The organism is Streptomyces sp. NPDC048258 (assembly GCF_043201995.1).
Classification (GTDB): domain Bacteria; phylum Actinomycetota; class Actinomycetes; order Streptomycetales; family Streptomycetaceae; genus Streptomyces.
The window spans coordinates 251804-273770 of the sequence record NZ_JBICZH010000004.1 but is presented as its reverse complement, the minus strand read 5'-3'; the positions used below and the strand labels follow the sequence as shown (position 1 = coordinate 273770).

At 72.3% G+C, this 21967-nt stretch carries 22 protein-coding genes; 8 read left to right on the top strand and 14 right to left on the bottom strand.

Annotation, left to right across the window (positions count from 1 at the left end):
• Window positions 1-7: 7 nt before the first annotated feature.
• A complete protein-coding gene (locus ACGFYQ_RS11915; protein WP_393742625.1) occupies window positions 8-1399 on the bottom strand; it encodes a glutamate decarboxylase in 1392 nt (463 codons plus the stop codon).
• A 263-nt stretch (window positions 1400-1662) separates the two neighbouring features.
• Between ACGFYQ_RS11915 and ACGFYQ_RS11910 the strand changes: the two genes are divergently transcribed.
• Complete coding sequence (locus ACGFYQ_RS11910; protein ID WP_393742623.1) at window positions 1663-2058, top strand: tyrosinase cofactor; 396 nt, start codon at window positions 1663-1665, stop codon at window positions 2056-2058.
• Window positions 2055-2906 (top strand): tyrosinase family protein, encoded by an 852-nt coding sequence (locus tag ACGFYQ_RS11905; RefSeq protein WP_393742621.1) that lies wholly within the window; start codon window positions 2055-2057, stop codon window positions 2904-2906. Before ACGFYQ_RS11910 ends, ACGFYQ_RS11905 begins: the two co-directional genes overlap by 4 nt.
• On the opposite strand, the gene ACGFYQ_RS11900 is transcribed toward ACGFYQ_RS11905, so the two are convergent.
• Together ACGFYQ_RS11900 and ACGFYQ_RS11895 are read right to left on the bottom strand one after the other, a co-directional pair.
• The gene (locus ACGFYQ_RS11900; protein ID WP_393742619.1) at window positions 2861-3565 is read right to left on the bottom strand and encodes a response regulator; all 705 of its coding nucleotides are present in this window, start codon (window positions 3563-3565) and stop codon (window positions 2861-2863) included. The two genes, ACGFYQ_RS11905 and ACGFYQ_RS11900, sit on opposite strands and share 46 nt — an antisense overlap.
• Entirely contained in the window at window positions 3562-5184 is a 1623-nt protein-coding gene (locus tag ACGFYQ_RS11895; RefSeq protein ID WP_393742617.1) for an ATP-binding protein, read from the bottom strand. Before ACGFYQ_RS11895 ends, ACGFYQ_RS11900 begins: the two co-directional genes overlap by 4 nt.
• A 105-nt stretch (window positions 5185-5289) precedes the next feature.
• On the opposite strand from ACGFYQ_RS11895, the gene ACGFYQ_RS11890 reads away from it, so the two are divergent.
• Entirely contained in the window at window positions 5290-6645 is a 1356-nt protein-coding gene (locus ACGFYQ_RS11890) for a cation:dicarboxylate symporter family transporter (RefSeq protein ID WP_393742615.1), read from the top strand.
• Window positions 6646-6940: 295 nt separating this feature from the next.
• On the top strand, window positions 6941-8716 hold the full coding sequence (locus tag ACGFYQ_RS11885) for a S8 family serine peptidase (protein ID WP_393742613.1): 1776 nt from the start codon (window positions 6941-6943) through the stop codon (window positions 8714-8716).
• Between the two features lie 128 nt (window positions 8717-8844).
• Here ACGFYQ_RS11885 and ACGFYQ_RS11880 read toward each other — a convergent pair whose 3' ends face one another.
• From ACGFYQ_RS11880 to ACGFYQ_RS11865, 4 genes are all read right to left on the bottom strand, one after another.
• Entirely contained in the window at window positions 8845-9513 is a 669-nt protein-coding gene (locus ACGFYQ_RS11880; protein WP_393742611.1) for a (2Fe-2S)-binding protein, read from the bottom strand.
• Window positions 9514-9521: 8 nt separating this feature from the next.
• Entirely contained in the window at window positions 9522-9932 is a 411-nt protein-coding gene (locus ACGFYQ_RS11875) for a VOC family protein (protein WP_393742609.1), read from the bottom strand.
• A gap of 22 nt (window positions 9933-9954) precedes the next feature.
• Window positions 9955-11196, bottom strand: coding sequence for an MFS transporter (locus ACGFYQ_RS11870; RefSeq protein WP_393742607.1), 1242 nt, complete (start codon window positions 11194-11196; stop codon window positions 9955-9957).
• Between the two features lie 78 nt (window positions 11197-11274).
• Window positions 11275-12075, bottom strand: coding sequence for an alpha/beta fold hydrolase (locus ACGFYQ_RS11865; RefSeq protein WP_393742605.1), 801 nt, complete (start codon window positions 12073-12075; stop codon window positions 11275-11277).
• 140 nt (window positions 12076-12215) lie between these two features.
• Between ACGFYQ_RS11865 and ACGFYQ_RS11860 the strand changes: the two genes are divergently transcribed.
• Window positions 12216-12902, top strand: a complete 687-nt coding sequence (locus tag ACGFYQ_RS11860; RefSeq protein WP_393742603.1) for a GNAT family N-acetyltransferase — start codon at window positions 12216-12218, stop codon at window positions 12900-12902.
• A gap of 36 nt (window positions 12903-12938) precedes the next feature.
• Here ACGFYQ_RS11860 and ACGFYQ_RS11855 read toward each other — a convergent pair whose 3' ends face one another.
• From ACGFYQ_RS11855 to ACGFYQ_RS11845, 3 genes are read right to left on the bottom strand one after another with little or no spacing between them, the layout of a single operon-like run.
• The gene (locus ACGFYQ_RS11855; protein WP_393742601.1) at window positions 12939-13967 is read right to left on the bottom strand and encodes a TolB family protein; all 1029 of its coding nucleotides are present in this window, start codon (window positions 13965-13967) and stop codon (window positions 12939-12941) included.
• A 58-nt stretch (window positions 13968-14025) separates the two neighbouring features.
• A complete protein-coding gene (locus ACGFYQ_RS11850) occupies window positions 14026-15315 on the bottom strand; it encodes an MFS transporter (protein WP_393742599.1) in 1290 nt (429 codons plus the stop codon).
• A 2-nt stretch (window positions 15316-15317) separates the two neighbouring features.
• Entirely contained in the window at window positions 15318-16199 is an 882-nt protein-coding gene (locus ACGFYQ_RS11845; protein WP_393742597.1) for an alkaline phosphatase family protein, read from the bottom strand.
• Window positions 16200-16473: 274 nt separating this feature from the next.
• Here ACGFYQ_RS11845 and ACGFYQ_RS11840 point away from each other — a divergent pair, with 274 nt between their 5' ends.
• Window positions 16474-17757 (top strand): alpha/beta hydrolase, encoded by a 1284-nt coding sequence (locus ACGFYQ_RS11840; RefSeq protein ID WP_393742595.1) that lies wholly within the window; start codon window positions 16474-16476, stop codon window positions 17755-17757.
• Here ACGFYQ_RS11840 and ACGFYQ_RS11835 read toward each other — a convergent pair.
• Window positions 17735-19207 (bottom strand): carboxylesterase/lipase family protein, encoded by a 1473-nt coding sequence (locus tag ACGFYQ_RS11835; RefSeq protein ID WP_393742593.1) that lies wholly within the window; start codon window positions 19205-19207, stop codon window positions 17735-17737. The genes ACGFYQ_RS11840 and ACGFYQ_RS11835 overlap by 23 nt on opposite strands.
• Window positions 19208-19304: 97 nt before the next feature.
• On the opposite strand from ACGFYQ_RS11835, the gene ACGFYQ_RS11830 reads away from it, so the two are divergent.
• Both ACGFYQ_RS11830 and ACGFYQ_RS11825 read left to right on the top strand, forming a co-directional pair.
• A complete protein-coding gene (locus ACGFYQ_RS11830; RefSeq protein WP_393742591.1) occupies window positions 19305-19628 on the top strand; it encodes a hypothetical protein in 324 nt (107 codons plus the stop codon).
• Window positions 19629-19723: 95 nt separating this feature from the next.
• The gene (locus ACGFYQ_RS11825) at window positions 19724-20011 is read left to right on the top strand and encodes a chaplin (protein WP_393742589.1); all 288 of its coding nucleotides are present in this window, start codon (window positions 19724-19726) and stop codon (window positions 20009-20011) included.
• 77 nt (window positions 20012-20088) lie between these two features.
• Here the strand turns inward: ACGFYQ_RS11825 and ACGFYQ_RS11820 are convergent, their stop codons facing one another.
• Genes ACGFYQ_RS11820 through ACGFYQ_RS11810 form a run of 3 tightly spaced genes read right to left on the bottom strand, consistent with a single transcriptional unit; the run spans window position 20089 to window position 21917 of the window.
• Window positions 20089-20946 carry a tyrosinase family protein gene (locus ACGFYQ_RS11820; protein ID WP_393742587.1) on the bottom strand — a complete coding sequence of 286 codons (858 nt, stop codon included), beginning with the start codon at window positions 20944-20946 and terminating at the stop codon, window positions 20089-20091.
• 16 nt (window positions 20947-20962) lie between these two features.
• Complete coding sequence (locus tag ACGFYQ_RS11815) at window positions 20963-21328, bottom strand: tyrosinase family oxidase copper chaperone (protein ID WP_393742585.1); 366 nt, start codon at window positions 21326-21328, stop codon at window positions 20963-20965.
• 58 nt (window positions 21329-21386) lie between these two features.
• A complete protein-coding gene (locus ACGFYQ_RS11810) occupies window positions 21387-21917 on the bottom strand; it encodes a GNAT family N-acetyltransferase (protein ID WP_393742583.1) in 531 nt (176 codons plus the stop codon).
• Between the last annotated feature and the right edge of the window lie 50 nt (window positions 21918-21967).

Genomic DNA, 21967 nt, shown 5'->3' with positions numbered 1-21967 from the left:
GAGCCGCTCAGTGGTGGAAGCCGGACCGGGGTTCGGCGGCGGGCACGGGCGGCGGCGCGGCCGTGAGGTGTTCCACGGCCGTGCGCAGGTCGGCGACGAGCAGGGCGATCTGATCGCGGGTCACGCCGTGCCGGACGAGGACGCGCTGGATGACCGTGTCGTCGCGGTCGGCCGGCAGCGGGTACGAGGGCACCTGCCAGCCGCGCATCCGCAGCCGGTCCGAGAGGTCGTAGAGGCTGAAGCCCGCGCCTGCCGGGTCGGTGAGCGTGTAGGAGACGGCGGGAAGGGCGCCCCGGCCGTCGTAGAGGAGGGTGAAGGGGCCCATCGCGGCGATCTCGGAGGCCAGGTACTGGGCGGTGTCGGCGCAGGCCTGCTGCACGCGGCGGTAGCCGCCCCGGCCGAGGCGCAGGAACAGGTAGTACTGGGCGATGACCTCGCCGCCTGGGCGGGAGAAGTTGAGGGCGAAGGTGGGCATGTCGCCGCCCAGGTAGTCCACGCTGAAGACGAGGTCGGCGGGCAGCAGGTCGGCGGTGCGCCAGACGATCCAGCCGACGCCGAGGGGCGCGAGTCCGTACTTGTGGCCCGAGGTGTTGACGGAGGCGACGCGCGGGAGCCGGAAGTCCCACACCACGTCGGGGTGGAGGAAGGGGGCGACGAAGCCGCCGCTGGCGCCGTCCACGTGGATGGGGACGTCCCAGCCGTGCTCCGCCTGGATCCGGTCCAGTTCGGCGGCGATGTCGGCGACGGGCTCGTAGTCACAGGTGTAGGTGACGCCGAGGATGGCGACGACGCCGATGGTGTTCTCGTCGACGTACTGGGCGAGCTGATGGGGCCGCAGGCCGGTGGCGCCGGGTTCCAGGGGGACCTGACGCAGCTCGACGTCGAAGTAGCGGGCGAACTTGTCCCAGCAGATCTGGACCGGGCCGCACACCAGGTTGGGCCGGTCGGTGGGGAGTCCCTGGGCCTGTCGGCGGGCGCGCCAGCGCCATTTGAGGGCAAGGCCGCCGAGCATGGCGGCCTCGCTGGAGCCGGTGGTGGAGCAGCCGGCCGAGGCGGCGCCGGCGGGGGCGTTCCACAGGTCGGCCAGGATGTGGACGCAGCGGGCCTCGATCTCGGCTGTCTGCGGGTACTCGTCCTTGTCGATCATGTTCTTGTCGAGGCACTCGTTCATCAGGCGGTGCACGCCGTCGTCGGACCACGTGGTGCAGAAGGTGGCCAGGTTCTGCGCGGCGTTTCCGTCCAACAGGAGTTCGTTGTGGATGAGTTGGTAGACGACCTCGGTGGACGAGTGGTCGTCGGGGATCCGGTACTTGGGGAGTACCTGGCCGCTCAGGGCGGACGCGAACACGTCCGTGTCGGCATCGCGGGCGGCTGCGTCCTTCGTCTCATGAAGAGCCATATCGGGACTATAGGGGAGTCACGGACATATACCCCTGATATAGCGCGCAGCTTCCGGCCGACTCCGTGATGTGACCGCCCCCATAGCCATCCGGCCGAACCGGAAGAATTACTGACGGGTAGCATTTACACAGCAAAACTTCCCGCCATGGCCACCGGAGCCGCTCCGGACGAGAAGATCCCCCCATTCGTTCTAAACGAAACTTGTCCACTGATGTCCGGATAGCGGTCAACTGCCCCTGGCGCCCTGATAGTTCTTCGGGCATGAACAAGATCACCCGTCGGCAGGCCTTGGGCACCACTGCCGGCGCACTCACCGCCCTCGGCCTGGCGGGCGTCACCGCGCACGCGGCCACCACCGACTCCCGGGCCGCCACCACACCCGTCGGCCCGGTCGACGAGGTGTACCAGGGCCGACGCATCCGGATAACCGCCGGCACGGGCGGCGGCCACCACGGCGGCCACCACCCCTCCGGTCTGCCCACCGTCCGGATAGACGGCCGCGAGCTGCACGTGATGCGGAACGCCGACGGCACCTGGATCAGCGTCGTCAACCACTACGAGACCTTTGCGGACCCGACCTCGCTGGCCAGAGCCGCCGTGCGCGAGCTCCAGGGCGCCGAGCTCGCCCCGTTCGCACCGATGGGAGGCACGGCATGACCGTCCGCAAGAACCAGGCCGCGCTCACTCCCGAGGAGAAGCGCGCCTTCACCAACGCGCTGCTGGAGCTGAAGCGCACCGGCCGCTACGACCGGTTCGTCACCACCCACAACGGCTTCATCATGAGCGACACCGATTCGGCCGACCGGGTGGGGCACCGCTCGCCCTCCTTTCTTCCCTGGCACCGCCGCTTTCTGCTCGAGTTCGAGGCGGCTCTGCAGGCTGTGGACGCGAGCGTTTCGCTCCCGTACTGGGACTGGACGGCCGACCGCACCACCCGATCCTCCCTCTGGGCCGCCGACTTCCTCGGCGGTACCGGCCGGGCCCGCGACGGACAGGTCCTCGACGGCCCGTTCGCGTACGCGACGGGCAAGTGGAACATAGCCGTACGGGTGGACGGGCGCGCCTACCTGCGCCGGGCGCTCGGCGCGGGCGTCGCCGAGCTGCCGACCAAGGCGGAGGTGGAGGCCGTACTCGCGATGCCCGTGTACGACACGGCCCCCTGGAACAGCTCCTCGAACGGCGGCTTCCGCAACAACCTGGAGGGCTGGCGCGGAGCCAACCTGCACAACCGGGTGCACGTGTGGGTCGGCGGTCAGATGGCCACCGGCGTCTCCCCCAACGACCCGGTGTTCTGGATGCACCACGCGTACGTGGACAAGCTGTGGGCCGAGTGGCAGGCCCGCCACCCCCGGTCCACCTACCTGCCCGCGGCCGGCACCCCGAACGTCGTGGACCTGAACGACACGATGCGGCCGTGGAACGACGTGACCCCGGCGGACATGCTGGACCACCGCAAGTTCTACACCTTCGACACCGAGCCGGCCGCCGCCGCCAGCCAGCGGTAGTGCAGTTCGGGGCGGCCGACCTGGCCGTACCGGGGAGTGCGGTCCGCGCGGCCGGTGTCCACCAGGTGCTCCAGGTACCGGCGGGCGGTGATCCGGGAGATCCCGGCCGCCTCGGCCGCCCCCGCCGCGGTCAGCCCCTCGGCCGCCGCCCGCAGCAGGGCGGCGACCCGGTCCAGGGTCGGCGCGCTCAGCCCCTTGGGAAGCTCCGCCGGGCGGGGTGCGCGCAGGGCCGCCATCGCGCGGTCCACGTCGTCCTGGCCGGCCGCCTCCCCCGCCGTCGCACGGAACTCGGCGTAGCGCAGGAGCCGTTCGCGCAGGGTCGGGAAGGCGAAGGGCTTCAGCACGTACTGGACCACCCCGAGCGAAACGCTCTCGCGGACCACGGCCAGGTCGCGCGCCGAGGTCACCGCGATCACGTCGACGGGATGCCCGGCGGCCCGCAGCCCGCGCGCGAAGCGCAGGCCGTTCCCGTCGGGCAGGCCGAGGTCGAGCAGCAGCAGGTCGACGCGGGTCCGCTCCAGGGCCCGGGTGGCCTCGGCGAGCGAGTGGACGGTGCCGACGGCGGTGAAGCCGGGGACCCGGCCGACGTAGAGCGCGTGCGCGTCGGCGGCGACGGGGTCGTCCTCGACGATCAGGACCCGCACCTCGGGCGCGCTCACGGTCGCGGCTCCGGCCGCAGCTCCGGTCGCGGCTCCGGTCGCACGGGGAGCCGTACGGTGAACTCGGCTCCCCCCTCCGGCGGCTGGGCCGCCTCCGCGGTGCCGCCGTGGCGCTGCGCCACCTGCCGTACGAGGGCCAGGCCCAGGCCCCGCCCCTCGCCCTTGCCGGACCAGCCGCGCCGGAACACGTCCACCCCTTCGGGCAGCCCCGGGCCGCTGTCGGTCACGCGCAGCAGCAGCCCGTCGGCGCCGGAGCGCACCGTGACCGCGATCCGCCCGCCCGGGACGCCGGTGAGCGCGTCCATGGCGTTGTCCACGAGATTGCCGACCACGGTGACCAGGTCCCGGGCCGGCGGGGTCCCGGGCCCGCCGTCGACGGCCGTGCTGTCGGGGGTGACGACCAGCTCGACACCCCGCTCGTGCGCCTGGGCGGCCTTGCCGAGCAGCAGCGCCACGAGCACCGGCTCCCCGACCGCGGTGACCACCTCGTCGGTGAGCGCCTGTGCCAGTTCCAGTTCGGCGGTGGCGAACTCCACCGCCTCCTGCGCGCGGCCCAGCTCGATGAGCGAGACCACCGTGTGGAGCCGGTTCGCCGCCTCGTGGGCCTGCGACCGCAGGGCCTGGGTGAAACCGCGTTCGTGATCCAACTCCCCCGCCAGCACCTGGAGTTCGGTGTGGTCGCGCAGAGTGACCACGGTGCCCCGGCGGCCGCCGCCCGCGACGGGCGAGCTGTTGACGACGAGGACCCGGTCGGCGGTCAGGTGCACCTCGTCCACCCGGGGCCGGTCGGCGAGCAGCGCCCCGGTGAGCGGCGCGGGCAGTCCCAGGTCGGCGACGCCGGTGCCCGTCATCGCGTCCCGCAGGCCCAGCAGTTCACGTCCGGCGTCGTTGATCAGGGTGATCCTGCGCTGGCCGTCGAGCATCAGCAGCCCCTCGCGAACCCCGTGCAGGGCCGCCTGGTGGTAGTCGTACATCCGGCTGAGCTCGGCCGCGTTCATCCCGTGGGTGTGGCGGCGCAGCCGGGCGTTGACTATGTACGTGCCCGCCCCGCCGAGGGCGAGGGCCGCGGCGGCGACCCAGGCGAGCGCGGAGAGCTGGGAGGCGAGCCGCGCGCTGATCGCGCGCACGGTGATCCCGGCGCTGACCATGCCGACGACGCGGCCGTCGTCGGTGAGCGGGGTGACCACGCGGATCGAGGGGCCGAGGGTGCCGGTGTAGGTCTCGCTGAAGGTCTCGCCGCGCAGGGCGCGGGCCGTGTTCCCCATGAAGCGCTCGCCGATCCGGCGCGGGTCGGGGTGGGTCCAGCGCCGGCCGGCCGGATCCATGATCGTCACGAAGTCCACCCCGGAGTCGACCCGGACCCGCTCCGCGTACGGCTGGAGCCTGGTCGTGGGATCGATGCCGCGCACGGCCTCCCGTACGGCCTCCTGGACCGACGGGGAGTCCGCGACGGCGCGGGCCACGGCCCCGGCCTGGCGCCGGGCGGCCTCCTCGGCCTGGCCGCGCGCGGTGGCGTACGCGAAGACGGCGCATCCGGCGACGACCACGGCGACCAGCAGCACCTGCATGGCGAAGAGCTGGCCGGCGAGGCTGCGCGGCGGCCGGGGCAAACGGAACATGGCGCTCAGTGTGCACCGGCTCATGAACTCAATGAACGCAAGGGTGACCGGGGTCACAGCGCCGGGTGATGGTCCTCCCGGGACGTATTCACCACAGGAGGCATCGTGGCCGCCAGGCGCGACAGAACGCACTATCTCTACATCGCGGTGATCGCCGCGGTGCTCCTCGGCATCGCCGTCGGTTTCGCCGCCCCCGGCGTGGCCGTGGAGCTCAAGCCGCTGGGCACCGGCTTCGTGAACCTCATCAAGATGATGATCTCGCCCGTGATCTTCTGCACGATCGTGCTGGGGATCGGCTCGGTCCGCAAGGCCGCCAAGGTGGGGGCGGTGGGCGGGCTCGCCCTCGGCTACTTCATGGTGATGTCCACGGTGGCCCTCGCCATCGGCCTGCTGGTGGGGAACCTGCTGGACCCGGGCAGCGGTCTGCACCTGACCGAGGCGGCCAAGCACGCCGGCGAGGCGCAGGCCAAGGCGGGCGGGGCCAAGAGCACGCCCGAGTTCCTGCTGGGGATCATTCCGACCACGCTGGTGTCCGCCTTCACCGGGGGCGAGGTGCTCCAGACGCTGCTGGTGGCGCTGCTGTGCGGGTTCGCGCTCCAGGCGATGGGCACGGCGGGCGAACCCGTGCTGCGCGGGATCGGGCACGTGCAGAAGCTGGTGTTCAGGATCCTGGCGATGATCATGTGGGCGGCCCCGGTGGGCGCCTTCGGGGCGATCGCGGCGGTGGTCGGCGCGACCGGCATCGACGCGCTGAAGTCCCTCGCGGTCATCATGATCGGCTTCTACGCGACCTGTCTGATCTTCGTGTTCGTGGTGCTGGGCACCCTGCTGCGGGTGTGCACGGGGGTCAGCGTGTTCGCCCTGCTGCGCTACCTGGGCCGGGAGTTCCTGCTGATCCTGTCCACGTCCTCCTCGGAGTCGGCGCTGCCGCGGCTGATCGCGAAGATGGAGCACCTGGGGGTGTCGCGCCCGGTCACCGGGATCACCGTGCCGACCGGGTACTCCTTCAACCTGGACGGGACCGCGATCTACCTGACGATGTCCTCGCTCTTCGTCGCGGAGGCGATGGGCAAGCCGCTCGCGCTGGGCGAGCAGATCTCGCTGCTGCTGTTCATGATCATCGCCTCGAAGGGAGCGGCCGGGGTGACCGGCGCCGGCCTGGCCACGCTCGCCGGCGGACTCCAGTCGCACCGGCCGGAACTGGTGGACGGGGTCGGCCTGATCGTGGGCATCGACCGGTTCATGAGCGAGGCGCGGGCGCTGACCAACTTCGCGGGCAACGCGGTCGCCACGGTGCTCATCGGGACGTGGACGAAGGAGTTCGACCACGCACGGGCCGCCGAAGTACTGGCCGGACGGCTGCCGTTCGACGAGACCACGCTGGTCGACGACGCGCACGGCGAGCCGGCGGGCGCCATGCCGTCCCAGGCGGCCGGCGACAAGGACCGCGTACCGGTGTAGCCGGTACGCCTGTACGGGCTACCGGTGCAGCCGGTACGCCCGCACGGGCCGGCCGGGCAGGGCTCGCCCCCACGGTGCCCAGCCCGGTCGGCCCCGACTACTCCCGGTAGGGGCTATTTTCAGCCACACCCCGGAGAATGCGCGTGCTGTAAAAGGTACTTCCATACCGGGGCACGCGTCTGACATCTTGCGTCCACCACTCGTTTCGTACGGCCCGGTAGGTGCCATCCGCACCACCGGGTCATCGGAGGACGCATTGATACCCCACATATCCGGCCGACCTCGACGTACCCTCGTGCTGGCCGCCACCCTTGGCGCCGCACTTGCTTTCGGGGCCCCCGCCGCGCTCGCCGGCACCGCCCCCGTCTCCCCCTCCGCCCCCGCTTCCGCCCCGGCGGCCGCGGCGGCGCCCCGGGCCGCGGCCCCGACTTCCCAGAGTGCGACCTGGGTTGCCGGCACCCGTGCCTACCTCGTGATCACCGCCCCCGGTGACAGCTCGGCGGTACGCGCCGCCGTCGCCGCCAACGGCGGTACGGTCTTCGCGAACTACGACGCGATCGGCGTCATCGTCGCCCACTCCGCCTCCGGCTCCTTCGCCACCACCATGCGCGGTGTGAGCGGGGTCCAGCAGGTCGGTGCCACCCGCACCTCGGACGTGCCGGCGGACGCCTACAACCCGGCGCTGCCCGCCAACCCGGCGCAGGCCACGACCCCGTCGGGCGAGCCGGTCCGTGCCGACATGACCCAGATCAAGGCCGACCAGGCCTGGGCCGTCACCACCGGCTCCCCGTCCGTCAAGGTCGGCATCCTGGACACCGGTGTGGACGACCAGCACCAGGACCTGGCGCCGAACTTCAACGCGGCGGACTCCGCGTCCTGTGCGTACGGCAAGGCCGACACCCGCACCGGCTCCTGGCGCGACGTGGGCACCCACGGCACGCACGTGGCCGGTACGGTCGCGGCCGCCAAGAACGGCAAGGGCGTCATCGGCGTGGCCCCGAGCGTGAAGATCTCCTCGGTGCGCATCGCCGAGCCGGGCTCCTCGCTGTTCTTCGCCGAGAACACCGTCTGCGGCTTCATGTGGGCGGGCGACCACGGCTTCAAGGTCACCAACAACAGCTACTACACCGACCCGTGGCAGTTCAACTGCCCGGACAACGCCGACCAGGCCGCGATCATCGAGGGCGTCAAGCGCGCCCAGGAGTACGCGGAGGGCAAGGGTTCGCTGCAGGTCGCGGCGGCCGGCAACTCCAACATCGACCTGGCCAACAAGCGGACCGACACCGAAAGCCCGAACGACTCGACGCCGGTCACCCGCACCATCACCAACGCCTGCCTGGACATCCCGACCGAGCTCCCGGGCGTGGTCACGGTCTCGGCGATGGGCACCACCGCGAAGGCCTCGTACTCCAACTTCGGCCTGAACGTCATCGACGTCACGGCCCCCGGCGGAGACGCCACCGGCATCTACAGCACCCAGCCGGGCGGCAAGTACGGCACCATGAGCGGCACCTCGATGGCCTCCCCGCACGTGGCCGGTGTGGCCGCGCTGCTGGCGAGCACCAACCCGGGCATCACCCCGGCGCAGCTGCGCGACAAGCTGGCCACCCAGGCCAACGACGTCGCCTGCCCGTCGGACAGCCGCTGCACCGGCACCACCGCCAAGAACGGCTTCTTCGGCGAGGGCCAGGTCGACGCGCTCAAGGCGGTGGGCTCCACCCCGCCGCCCGGCAAGTACTTCGAGAACCTCGGTGACTTCGCCATCGGCGACAACACCACCGTGGAGAGCCCGATCACCGTCAGCGGGGTGACCGGCAACGCCCCGGCCACCCTCAAGGTGGGCGTGAACATCGTGCACACCTACATCGGTGACCTGAAGGTGGACCTCATCGCCCCCGACGGCACCGTGTACACCGTGCACAACCGCGCCGGCGGGAGCACCGACAACATCAACCAGGTCTACACCGTCAACGCCTCCGCGGAGGTCGCGAACGGCACCTGGAAGCTCCGGGTGAACGACAACGCCGGCGGCGACATCGGCAAGATCGACTCCTGGAACCTCACCTTCTAGAAGTTCTGGCCGTACGGGGCCGTCGGGGAGCGGTGCACCTGCTCCCCGACGGCCTCCGTCGGTTCCGCGGCCAGGTACCCGCGAGCGGGAACTAGTGCTGTGACCGGCAAGGTTTGCCGGCCACAGCACTAGCGCGTGCGCAGGACACAATCCCCGCAGAAGCCGCCGCCCGGCACCTGGTAGTATAGGCAGCAGCTGCGCCGTACGAAGGCCACGCCGAGGCCGTCCTCGTGGACGAAGGTGCCGGTGCCGGCCAGGGCTCCGCCGTCGGCGAGCAGGGCGGCCGCCAGGTCGACGGCCTTGCCGGCCGGAACCCGGTCGATCAGCACCCGGAGTGCCCCGACCAGCCCCGAGGCGGCGTTGCCGCGCAGGACCTTGGGCGAGACCCCGTACCGCTCCCGCAGGCCCGCGTCGAGCAGGGCCAGGTTTCCCAGCACGCTCTCCCCGAGCTCCTCGGCCGGCAGCTCCCCCGGCTCGGGCAGCCACAGCTCCAGTGATCCCGCGCCGGGCAGCCGCCACCACACCCGGTCGGCGGCCAGGTCCGGCACCCGGCCGGCCAGGGCCGCACACCCCAGCCCGATCGACCACAGCCGCGAGGCGATCCCGAGCTGCGCGGTGGAGGCGGCCACGCGCCCCGGCCCGCTGCCGATCCGCCGCCCCACCTCGGCGGTGTACGGCGCCAGGTGCTCCCCGTACAGGGCGGTCAGCGGCCGGAAGCCCGGGCCGGGCGGCTCCTTCCCGTACGGCACGCTGAAGAAGGGCCCCACGGAGGCCAGTTGCCGCAATGCGTCGTCCACGTCAGGCCTCAGGCGGGATCCGGGGTCGCCCCGTCGAGGATCTCCATGTAGTGCGGGTTGCGCATGATGCCCAGCACGTTGCCGAACGGATCGGTGACGGCCGCCGTGACGAAGCCGCCGTCACCGTGCGCGGTCACGGGCTGGTACTCCTCGGCGCCCAGGTCCAGCAGCCGCTGCCGGACCGCCGGCAGGTCGTCGACCACCCAGTACGCCACCGCGCCGCCCGGCTCCTTGGCCGCGCCCGGCGGGGCGTAGCCGCGGTCGATGATGCCCAGCTCGTGCTGGTAGTCGCCGATGCGGAACTCCGCGTACCCGGGCCGCTCGAAGTACGGGGCGATCCCGAGCAGCTCCGTGTACCAGGCTTTGGCCGCCTCCAGGTCGTCCGCCCAGAAACTGATCGTCGCGAGCCCTCGCAGCATGCGTGTCCTCCAGGTCGGGGTATCAGCCCGACTGTACGACGGCCCCCGCGGCCCCGTCCCCGAGTCGCATCTTCCCGGCCCGGCGGACCGCCGGGCCCATCGCGTACGAGGCGGCCAGCAGGATCGCGCCGAGCAGCAGCCAGCCGGGGATCCCCCACACCAGGAGCAGCCCGGTCAGCACCAGCGGACCGGCGGTCCGGGCCACGGGCACCCCGGTGCCGAAGAACCCCTGGTACTGGCCCATCCGGTCCGCTGGGGCCAGCGAGAAGCCGATCTGCCAGGACCCGGCGGACTGCCGCATCTCGGCGTCCACCTGGAGCACCGCGCCCACCACCAGCAGCGCTGCCGCCGCCCCGCCCGACCCGGGCAGCGCGGAGACGGCGAACACCACGCACGAGGCGGCCATGACCAGCCCGGACACCCGCACCGCCCGCCGCGCGCTGTCGAGGTCGGTGACCGGGCGGGCCATGCGCACCTGGAACAGCATCACGGCGACGGTGTTCAGCACGAACAGTGCCGACACCAGCCAGCCGGGGGCGTGCGTGCGCTCCACGATCCAGAGCGGGATCGCGAGGCTGAGCAGCGGCATCCGCAGCAGCAGGATCGCGTTCAGCAGCGTGACCAGCGCGTACGGCCGGTCGCGGAGCACGGCCAGCCGGGGCTCCCCGGCCGCCCTCCCCGCCACCGGCGCCACCGCGGGCAGTCGCAGCAGCACGGCGGCACACACCAGGAAGCTCACCCCGTCCAGCACGAACACCGCGAGGTAGGCCCGCTCGGTGTCCGCGCCGAGGGCGAGGCCGCCGAGCGCGGCGCCCAGCGCCAGTCCGCCGTTGAGCATGGACTGGAGGTGGGCCAGCACCCCGGTCCGCCGCTCCGGCGGGACCAGGCCCGCGAGCAGTGCCTGCCGGGAGGCCGCCAGCCCGCACTGGGCGGTGGCGTACACGACGACGGCGATCAGGAAGGCCCAGAAGGACCGGATGAAGAGGAAGGCGAAGACCGAGACCGCGGTGGCCACCGCGAGGGCCGCCGACGTGCCCCGGGGCCCCCGCCGGTCGGCGAGCGCCCCGAGCGGCACGCCGGCGACGGAGCCGATGGCCCAGGCGATGGTCAGTCCGAGGCCGATCTGCGCCGGCGAGAGGCCGACCACTCGGGTGAAGTAGAGCGCCGAACACACGTAGTAGGCGCCGTCTCCGACGGAGTTGCCCAGCTGGGCCGCGGCCAGCCGGCGCGGCGCCCCGGGCGGGGGCAGGAACCGTATCGTCACCGGGCCATTGGACCAGCCGAACGGCCCACGCCACTGGGCCATTCAGGGCTTTGTACTGCGGACCAATCGCCCTGCGGGTCAGAGGCCGGCGAGGAACTCCAGCAGCACCCGGTTGAAGGCCTCGGGCTGCTCCACGCCCGGCAGGTGCCCGGCCCGCTCGATGACGGCGAGCACCGAGTGCGGCATCAGCGCGTGCAGGGCCTCGGCCTCCGCGACCGGGGTGTATACGTCGTCCGCGCCGACGACCACCAGGCAGGGCTCGGCCGCCCCGGCGAGCAAGGGCCGGTAGTCGGGGCGCTCCGCCCGGCCGCGCAGGGCGGCGGCCGCGCCCTCGGGATCGGTGGCCCGCATCATGGCGCTCACCCACGCGGCGGCCTCCGGCATGCCGGTCACGTTGTAGGGCGCCAGCATCTTGTCGATGACTTCTTCGGCGTACGGCCCCATGCCTTCGGCGAGCAGCCTGTCGGCGAGCTCGCGGCGGTGCTTCGCGCCCTCCTCGGACTCCGGCACGGGGCTGGTGTCGGAGAGTACGAGGGCCCTTACCAGACCCGGGTGGCGCAGTCGCACCTCCATGGCGATCTGCCCGCCCATGGACACACCGCCGACGACCACCTGTTCGATTCCCAGACGGGCGAGGAGGGCGGCGATGTCGTCGGCGAGATCAGCGAGCAGGGCCTTGCCGGCCAGCACCGGGCTTTCCCCGTATCCCCGCAGGTCAGGGGTGATCACGCGGTATCCGGCGGCCGTCAGCGCGGCCGTCTGGGGGGCCCACATCGTGCGGTTGAACGGATGCCCGTGGATCAGGATTACGGGCGCTCCGCCGCGGGGACCCAAGTCGTCGAAAAAGAGGTTCACGCCATTGCCAAATTGGGGGTTCATGAGAGGACATTAAGGGGCTACATTGAGCCACTCGCGTTCACCTGACAGCCCGTTGCCTTTCACCCGTGTTTTGCACGGGGGGCGACGTCAGGGACGCAGACTGTGCAACCACCCCACCGCCCAGAAGGACCGAAGGCTCCGTGCCCGTACCCATACTCCTCGCCGGCCGCACCGTGCGGCTCGAGCCCCTCGCCCCCCACCACACCGAGGCTCTGGCCGTGGCCGGGGCCGAGGATCGTACGACTTACGCCTTCACTCCCGTACCCCACGGCGTGCAGGCGTCCCACGAGTACATCGACCGTGCCCTCGCCGATCAGGCGGCGGGTCGATCGGTCCCGTTCGCGGTGGTCAGAGCCACCGACGGGCGGGTCGTCGGTTCGACCCGGTTCCTGGAACTCGACTACTGGCAGGGGCCCCTCGTGTGGCCCGCCGTGCCCGGCGTCCCGTTCGGCGATCCGGCGACGGCGATCCCCGATGCCGCCGAGATCGGCAATACCTGGCTGTCCCCGAGCGCCCAGGGCACCGGCATCAACACCGAGGCGAAGCTGCTCATGCTCCGCCATGCCTTCGAGACCTGGGGCGTCCGGCGCATCTCGCTGCGCGCGGACGCCCGCAACGGCCGCTCGCGCGCCGCGATGGAACGTCTCGGCTTCACCTGCGAGGGGGTCCGCCGGGCCCATTCGCGGGGGCTCGACGGCGCGGTCCGCAGTACGGCCTTCTACTCGATCCTCGACGAGGAGTGGCCTGCCGTGCGGTCGATCATCGAGCTGAGGCTGTCGGCCGGCGCGCAGCGCAAGCGGCGCCGCAAGACCCTGATTCCGGCGTAACGGTCCTGCGGAGGCCCTCCCCCGGCCTTCCCGGCGTCAGCCGAGGAAGGCCGGGGCGAGGGCCGATGCCATCAGCCGGGCGGGGGCGCCGCTCCCGTCGGCCGGTACGGCGTACAGGTCGGCGCCGAAGTCACCCGGCAGCGAGTAGACGACGGTCCGGGCGTCCGTCCACACCACCTGGTCGTCCACGCTGCGCTCCTCGGCGAGCGGGGTTTCCGCCCCGGAGGCCAGGTCCAGCGCGTACAGCCGCCACGGCGCCTCGGCCGGCAGGTCCGGCACCCGCTTCTTGAACACCAACCGCGTCCCGTCGGGCGACAGGGAGGGGCACTCGACGTTCTCCCGCAGGGTGGTCACCGTCCGCCCGGCCAGGTCGCCGCGGACCAGGTGGGTGCGGCCGCCGGTGGCCAGCGTCGCGTAGAAGGTCCGCTCGTCGGCGGCGAAGGTGACCCCCCAGAAGTTCACGTCGGCGCTGCGGTACGGCTTGCCGTCCTTGAGGATCGTGAAGTCCTCCAGCGAGGCGTCGAGCCTGCCCGTGCGCAGGTCGAGCACCGAGGTCCGGGTGGAGAAGTTCGTACCGGCGTAACTGTCCCCGCCGACGAAGACGGTCCAGGCGGCGAGGTGGCCGCCGGGCGAGACCCGGGCGCGGGTGGGGATGCCGGCCAGCGCGTGCGCGGAGACCTCCTTGAGACCGGCGTCGAGGACGACGGCCCGGTAGCCGTCCTGGATCCCGCTCTTGTCGGCCTGGAGGCAGATTCCGGCGCCCGCGGCGGCGTGGAAGCGCAGGCAGCTCACCCCGGACGCGGTACGGGCCCCCTCGGGAGCGGCGGCCGGGACGGTGGCGAGTTCGTCGCGGTGCGGGCCCCAGGCCATGTTCCGGAACACGATCCGCCGGCCGCCCCCGGCTGGGGCGAGGGAGACCGCGCCCCGGGTGATCTGCGGGCCGCCCGCCTGCGTCTGGTTCTTCTCGTCGGCCCGGGAGGAGGCCCGCAGGAAGGAGTACACGGCCACGGCGGCGAGCAGGACGACGAAGGCGGCGAGGACCAGGATCCGGCGCTGGAGGGTCATGGGGGCCTTTCTCTCGTACGGCGGGGGTATCGGCCGGCGGCGGGGACCGGTCGGGGGATCAGTCGGCGGCGGGGCGCAGCCGGACGCACAGCGCGACGGCGGCCGCGAGCAGGACGGCGGCGACGGCGAGCGCCGGGCGCGGACCCCAGAAGGTCCAGGCGGCGCCGAAGCCGAGGGCGGCGGCGAAGCGGGCGAGGGCCTGGCCGGTCTGGACGAGGGCGAGGCCGCCGCCGCGGTGCTCCGCGGGCACGGCCGCGGCGGCCGCGGCCATCAGGACCCCGTCGGTGGCGGCGTAGAAGCCGCCGTGCAGCAGCAGGACCGCGTACGGCAGCCAGGGGTGGTGGCCTCCGGCGAGGAGCAGCCCGTACGCGAGCAGCAGCGCGAGGTGGCCCCCGAGGAAGACGCGCGTTCGGCCGATCCGGTCGGCGAGCCGCCCGAGCGGCAGGGCGAGCAGGAAGAAGGCGGCGGCGGTGCCCAGCGGCAGCAGGGCGAACCAGCGGTCGGCGATCCCGGTGGCGCGCTGGAGCAGCAGGAAGACGAAGCCGTCGCTCACCGTGCACAGGCCGAGCAGCAGCGCGCAGAGGCCGGTCCGGCGCAGGTCGCGGCCACGCAGCAGCCCGAGGGAGGCGCGCAAGGAGACCCGCTCGTCGGTGCTGTCGGTGCTGTCGGCGCCGGCCGCGGGCCGGGCGGGGGCGGGGCGCCCGGGGACGAAGAGCACGAGGACGAGGACCCCGAGCGCGGCGACGCAGGCGCTGACGGTGAAGACGGCGTCGTAGCCGTCGGCGGCCCCGCGCAGGATGAGGAAGGCGAGGATCGGGCCGATCAGCGCGCCCGCGGTGTCCATCGCCCGGTGCACGCCGAAGGCCCGGCCGCGGTCCTCGGGGGCGGCGGCGAGGGAGATCAGCGCGTCGCGCGGGGCGGTGCGCAGGCCCTTGCCGGTACGGTCGAGGGCGAGGACGGCGCCGATGGCGGGCAGGGTGTGCGCGAGCAGCAGCAGCGGCTTGCACAGGGCCGAGAGGGCGTAGCCGGTTCCGGCGAGGGCCTTGTGGCGGCCGAAGCGGTCGCCGAGGTGGCCGCCGGCGAGCCGGACCAGTGCGCTGACCCCGTTGTAGAGGCCGTCGAGCAGGCCGAATCCGAGCGGGGAGAGCCCGAGTCCGGCGACGAGGTAGAGCGGGAGCACGGCGGCGACCATCTCGGAGGAGACGTCGGTGATGAGGCTGACCGTGCCGAGGGCGAGCACCGTGGGCGCGAGCGCGGCGCGCCGCCCGGGCCGGGTGCCCGGGGCGGCGGCCGACGGCTCGGGGGTCACGGCGGGCGCGGGGGTACCGCGGCTGTCCGCGACGTACATGGTCAGGAAGCCCAGATCCCCGTGATGTCCTTGGCGCCGGCGGCGTTCCCGGCGTGGGTGGTCAGGCCGGCCAGGCCCTCCAGGGTGCGGAGCATGTCGTAGTGGTTGTAGGTGGTGCTCGAGGTGCTGCCGGGGGTCACGGGCTGGCCGTAGAGCACGGTCGGGATCTTGTTTCCGGCGAGCCGGTTGTCCTCGTCGAAGGTGACGACGAGGAGGCTGTTGTGGGTCTTGGCCCAGTCCGCGTAGGCCTTGAGCTTGTTCTTGAGCCAGGTGTCGCCGGTGCCGACGGAGCAGTCGTGCATGTCGTTGCAGAGGTTCGGGACGACGAAGGACACCTTGGGGAGGGTGGTGAAGTCGGTCGGGAACTGCGTCATGGTCTTCGCGGTGCTGGTGGGCACGTTGGAGAAGGCGAACCAGGGGTTGTGCTTGCGGGCGTAGTTGCCGCTGCTGCACGTGGTGGAGCCCTGGCTGGGCAGGGTCTCGTTGTAGCTGGCCCAGCTCTTGCCCGCGGCTATCAGCTCGGAGGCGATGTTGGGCGCGGAGCTGAAGCCGGGGGTGTAGCAGCTGTCTCCGGTGACGCCCTGGTTCGAGCCGGAGAAGAGCTGCAGGTAGTTGGGCTGGCTGGGGTGGGTGATGCCGTAGGACCGGGTGAGGTTGGCACCCCCGGCCTTCAGGGAGTTGATGTACGGGGCGCTGGAGCTGCCGATGACCTGGCTGTAGGCGTGGTTCTCGAAGACCACGACGACGACGTGGTCGGGGGCGGGCAGCGCGGCCGCGTGCGCGGGCTGGGCGACGCCGATGCCCGCCCACAGGGCCGCGGCGGCGGCGGTGATGCCGAATGCGGTGGCGAGAGCGGTCCCACGACGGGACTTTGGCAGGGTCATGCCAAGCACGGGTTACCTCCGGGCGGGGTGCGGGGGTTCTGGGGGCGGCGCGCAGGCACCATACCCAGCGGCATGTGCATGGGCCAGGGACGTTCGGAGAACAGAACCGGAACTCGGCGGGCCGTTCCGGCGTCGGGCAACGGCCTTCCCTAGAGCACCCCAAGAGAAGGAAAAATCCGGAACCCTGGCATGCTTTCGTTCATCTTTCGAACGGAAGAACCGACCGCCAGACCACCCGCCCCTCGGGGCAGCACCAGCCGGAGAGCCACCGCACATGTCGTACGCACCCGAGGGGCAGCAGTACCAGCCGCCGTACCGGCCGGAAGGGCAGAACCCGCAGCAGCCCTACGGCGACCAGTACGGGCGGCGGCAGTACGGACAGCAGTCGAACGAGCCCCACGGCGGGCAGCAGCCGTACGGTCAACCCCAGCAGCCGTACGGGCAGGAGCCGTACGAGCCGCAGGAGCCCTACGGGCAGGAGCCGGAGTACGAGCCCCGGCGCAAGTCCCGGGTGCGGCGCTGGGTGATCGCGGGAGTCTCCGTTCTCGCGCTCGCGGGCATAGCGGCGGGCGTGATGTACCACTTCGAGATACCCCCGTTCACCGACAAGGGCGCCGCGGTGTCCTTCGGAAAGCCGCCCGCCGGCGACGGCAAGAAGAAGGACGCCGCCCCGCAGCCGGCGAGCTCCAAGATGCTCATGCCCACCGGCCCGGACGCCAAGTTCAGCAACACGATGACCCTGCCCGACGGGACGCACGTCGCCGTCACCACGCTGGAAGGCAAGAAGTCCGGCTTCAAGGGCAAGGTGTGGGTCTGGGCGCCCAAGGAGTACAACGACCCGAAGTTCGCCAAGAGCGGCTTCCCGGTCATGATCGCCCTGCCGGGCGGCGCGGGTTACCCGAGCAACTACTGGATGGGCACCGACCTGGGCCTCCAGTCCAGCATCTCCAAGTGGTACGCCGAGGGGAAGAGCAAGCCCTTCATCCTGGCCATGCCGGTGCTCAACCCGGCGCCGGACGACAAGGGCATCTACTGGGACGGCTCCGACATACCCGACCAGCCCAAGATGGGCACCTGGCTGACCGAGGACGTCCCCGACCTGATGAAGGCGAACTTCCGCACGGTCAAGTCCCGTGACGGCTGGGCCTTCATGGGCTCCTCCACCGGCGGCTTCGCCGGTCTGAAGGCCGTCCTGAAGCACCCGGACAAGTTCAAGGCCGTGATCGCCTCCGGCCCGGACATCGTCCCGGACTCCTCCCTGTGGAAGGGCCACGACAAGGAGAAGGCCGAGAACAACCCGGAGATCCTGGCGAAGCAGCTCATCGACCGCAAGGGTCCGGACGTCTACCTCGCCTTCCAGGTCGGGGACAGCGAGAACAACAAGAAGACCCTGCCGGACGTGCAGAAGTTCATCGCCACCTTCGGGAACAAGGGGCCGGTGCACACCGACCTGAGGGTCATCAAGGGCGGCCAGCACAACGCCAAGACCTATGTCCCGAACATGGGTGAGGGACCGATCCAGTTCATCAGCAAGGTCATGGAAGGACCCGTCGAGTAACGGGCGACGCGTCCGCCTCCTCTTCCCCGGGCTCCAGGTCCTCGCGCTCCGGCCCGCCGAACACCTTCGGCGGGCCGTTGCCGTTCCAGGGCGCCCAGCCCGGCTCCCCGTGCACCGCGAAGCGCACCCAGGCCGCGTGCATCTCCTCGGCCAGCGCCTGCGGGGCGTCCGGCCCGGCCAGCCTGGACGCCTCGGGCACGTCGAGCGTGTCGAACACGAAGCCCAGCTCGAGGGCGTGACAGGCACCGAGGCCCGGGACGCCGGAGGACCATGCGAACTCGTACAGGAAGCTCGGCGCCGCCCGCCGCGCCCCGGCGAGCCGGCGCAGCGGATCGCGCAGCAGCCGGTCGGTGAGCAGCTGCCCCGCGAGATCGGCGGGTCCCGCTCCGGGCAGGGCGGCGCGCAGCGCCCGTACGGCGGCCCGGTCCTTGCCGCTGCGGAACCGAGCCAGCTCCACGGCGAGCGGGCCCATCTGGTCCAGCACCCGCATCGCGCCGGTGGGGGCGAGCCAGAGCCGGTACTCCTCGGTGGTCCACCCCAGCAGCAGCGGTACGCCGGACCGGCACGCGGCGTCGAGCGGGTCGCCGGGAACCGTGTCCGGGTCGGTGACCAGGCCGAAGGCGGGGCCGCCGGCGAGCGGGCTCGATCTGCGCAGGACGGCCGCCTGCGCGGTGAGCAGGGTGGGCAGGCCGGTGGCGCCGAAGGCCGCGGCGGTGGCGTCCGTCTTCAGCAGCGAGGCCATCCGCCGGACCATGGCACGCACCCGGTCGCGGGGAAGCGTCTCGGGGGCTCCGCTCTGCAGGATCGCCCGGGCGAAGAGCCCGGCGGCACGGGGGGCGGCGAGCAGGGAGCCGATGCTGATCGCCCCGGCGGACTCGCCGAACACGGTGACGCGGGCGGGGTCGCCGCCGAAGGCCTCGATGTTGTCCCGGACCCACTCCAGCGCGGCGATCTGGTCCAGCAGGCCCCGGTTGGCGGGCGCGTCGGGGAAGAGCCCGTAGCCGAGGACCCCGAGGCGGTAGTTGAAGGAGACGAGCACGACCCCGTCACGGGCGAAGGCGGAGCCGTCGTAGACGGGGACGGCCGAGGAGCCCCGGGTGAGCGCCCCGCCGTGGATCCACACCATGACGGGCAGCCGGGCCCCGGGGGACGGGTCGGGGGTCCACACGTTGACGTTCAGGCAGTCGTCCCCGGCGATCTCCGGGTCGGTCAGCAGGGCCGCGAACTTCGGCGGGTAGGGCACCTTGGGCGCGGTGGGCCCGTACGCACCGGCGTCGCGGACGCCGTCCCAGGCCTCCGGGGGCGCGGGCGCCGCGAAGCGCAGGGCGCCGACGGGCTGGGCCGCGTAGGGGATCCCCCGGAAGACGGCGGTGCCGCCCGTCCCGGTCCGGCCCTCGACCACGCCGTACGCGGTCCTGGCCCGGGGCCGGCCGCCGGCCGCTGCGCTCATCTCGTCCTCCTGGATCCGGTGCTCGGCGCACGGTCGCACAGCCGTCCATCGGGTGACAAGGCGTGACCGTGCCCGCGCCCGGCCCGGTTGGACGGGCATGCGATCCCTGCGTATCCACCACACCATGCCCGTCCTGCTGCTGGCGGCCGCCGCGCTCGCCGTCGGCGCGTCGGCCCGGGCGGCCGGGCCGGATTTCCAGTACGTCGGCCAGGACGACCGGGTCCACCGGCTCGGCGCCACCCCGGGCTGCGTCGAAGCGGATGGCGGCGGCGCCCGGGCCGTCACCAACGGGACCCGGCGGACCGCGACCCTCTACCGCGACCCCGGGTGCACGGGCCGGGCGGTCGCGGTCCTGCGGCCGGGAACGGTCACCCAGGTGCGGCCGTACTTCGCCTCCGTGCGCTTCGCCGTCACCGGGTAGGCCCAGCGGCCGTGACCCCTCGGCCGGCGCCGCGTTGTATGCCATGTCAAATGCCGCAGATTCTGCGGCGCCCCATATCTCACGAGGAGATCTTGATGTCGCGTATCGCGAAGGCATTCGCCATCACCGCTGTCGCCGGTAGCGCCCTGGCCACCGGTGCGGGTCTGGCCGTCGCCGATGCCGGAGCGCACGGTGCGGCGGTCGGCTCCCCCGGTGTCCTGTCGGGCAACCTGCTCCAGGTTCCGGTGCACGTCCCGGTCAACGTCTGCGGCAACACCGTCAACGTGATCGCTCTGCTGAACCCGGCGTTCGGCAACACCTGCGTCAACGCGTCGGGCCACGACGACAAGCACCACACCGAGGGCGGGGACTACGGCCACTGATCGTCGGCCGCTGATCGCCTGATCGGCCTCTGATCGGCTGAAGGGCCCCCGCCTCCGGGCGGGGGCCCTTTCCCGCGTCATTCGTAGCGGTAGAGGCCCTGGTGGCCGAACATCTGGCGCGGGGTGACGTCCCACGGCGGCATCGGCTCGTCGAGGGCGATCACCCGGCCGCGCTGGAGGTCGCCGGGCGCGGGCGGTACGGCGGGCAGGTAGCCGGAGCGCGGGTGCTTCCGCTGCCAGCGGTCCCAGACCAGGTCCACGAAGGCGTGGTGCAGCCAGAAGGCCGGGTCGTTGGGCGCCGTGCCGCCCGTCATGTGGCCGCCGATCCACTGGTGGACCTTGTTGTGATTGCGCCAGCGCTCGCTCTTGGGGGCGGCCCAGCCCTCCAGCTTGTTGCGGAAGCCGTCGACGGTGGAGTTCCAGGGCGAGATGTCGTAGGTCGGGTCGTCGATCGCCCACTGGAGTTCGGCCGGGGTGGGCAGCGCGATCGGGTTCTGCGGCCGGCCGAGGTTGCGGGTGAGGAAGGCGGACTCCGTGATGCCCACCGTCACGGTCCAGTTGCCCTTGTCGTAGGCGAACGGCCCGGTCATCACCTTGCGGTCGCCCGCCCGCCCCGTGCCGCCGAGGAAGTCGTCGGCCCAGAGGGAGGAGACCGGGCTCGTGTCGGTGGTCCAGTCCCAGTACGGGATGGACACACCCGGGTCGACCGCCCGCAGCTGCTTCTCGAACTCCAGCAGATAGCACCGGTGCCACGGGAAGAAGGACGGGGACATGTGCCCGACGCGCAGCTTGCGGTCGCGGTCGGGCACGAAGTACTTGTCGTGGGTGCGCACGAGGGCGTCGTAGACGCCGTTGCGCTTGAGCTCCAGTACGGCCGCCGTGAACCGCTTCTTCTGGGCGCTCGTCAGGTTCTTCTGGTTCTGCCGGGTGTACAACGCGGGGCTCCTCCCGTCAGCCGTGGTGCGGGGCGGCGGCCAACGCCAGCTGGGCCGTGCCCAGTTCGTCGACGGCCGCGCGGGCCAGTTCCAGCGGCGTCCCGAAGGACTGGAAGTGGTTGACCCCGCTGAGGTAACTGCCGTCGGCCCGCCGCATGACGTGCAGCGGGCGTCCGTCGATACGGATCCCGGCCTGGTCTACGGCGATGTGCCGGCCCCGGTACGTCTCCTCCGCGAGCGGGGCCGGCGTGAGCGTCTGCCGGGGGCGGCGGGCGCGCAGTACGGGAGCCAGGGCCGCGGCCGTACCGGCGAGCACGGCCGCGGCGAAGGCCGTACGGAGCAACGCGCGGCGGGTGGGAAGGGCGGCGGGTGCTGCGGACATTGGTCTCCCTCGCTCGATGGCCGACGGCTACGGGTCTAACGCGGCGCGGCGGGCGAGGTCACTCTTGAGGGTGCTTGTAGAAGAGCGTGGTGGGGTGCAAGCGGCCGGCCGGGTCGGTGGCGTAGTCGGGGATGGTGCCGACCTCCGTCCAGCCCGCTCGCCGGTAGACGTTCTCGGCGCCGCTGCCCGTCTCGGTGTCCAGGAACAGCAGCACCACGCCGGCACGGGCGGCGGCCGCCTCGGCCTCGGTGAGCAGGGCGCGTGCGGTGCCGCGGCCGCGGGCCGCCGGGTGGACCATGAGCTTGCGCAGCTCGGCGCGGTGGCGGCCGTTGGGCTTGGACTCCCGGTACCAGCTGATGGTGCCGTCGATGCGGCCGTCGCCGCCGGTGCGCGAGACCCACAGGGCGAGGGAGCCCTCCTCGACGGCGGGCAGCAGGGAATCCCACCAGGCGGCGGCGCCCTCGTGGTCGAGGTCGGCGAGGAAGCCGAGCGAGGAGCCGGTGGCGACCACGTCGAGGAGCAGGGCGGCGAGTTCGTCGCGGTGGGCGCGCAGTTCCGTGGCGGTGAGCGGGGTGATGGCGGCCGTCATACGGCCGAGCATAGGGATCAGGCGGCGACGCGCCGCAGGCGGGGCAGGTG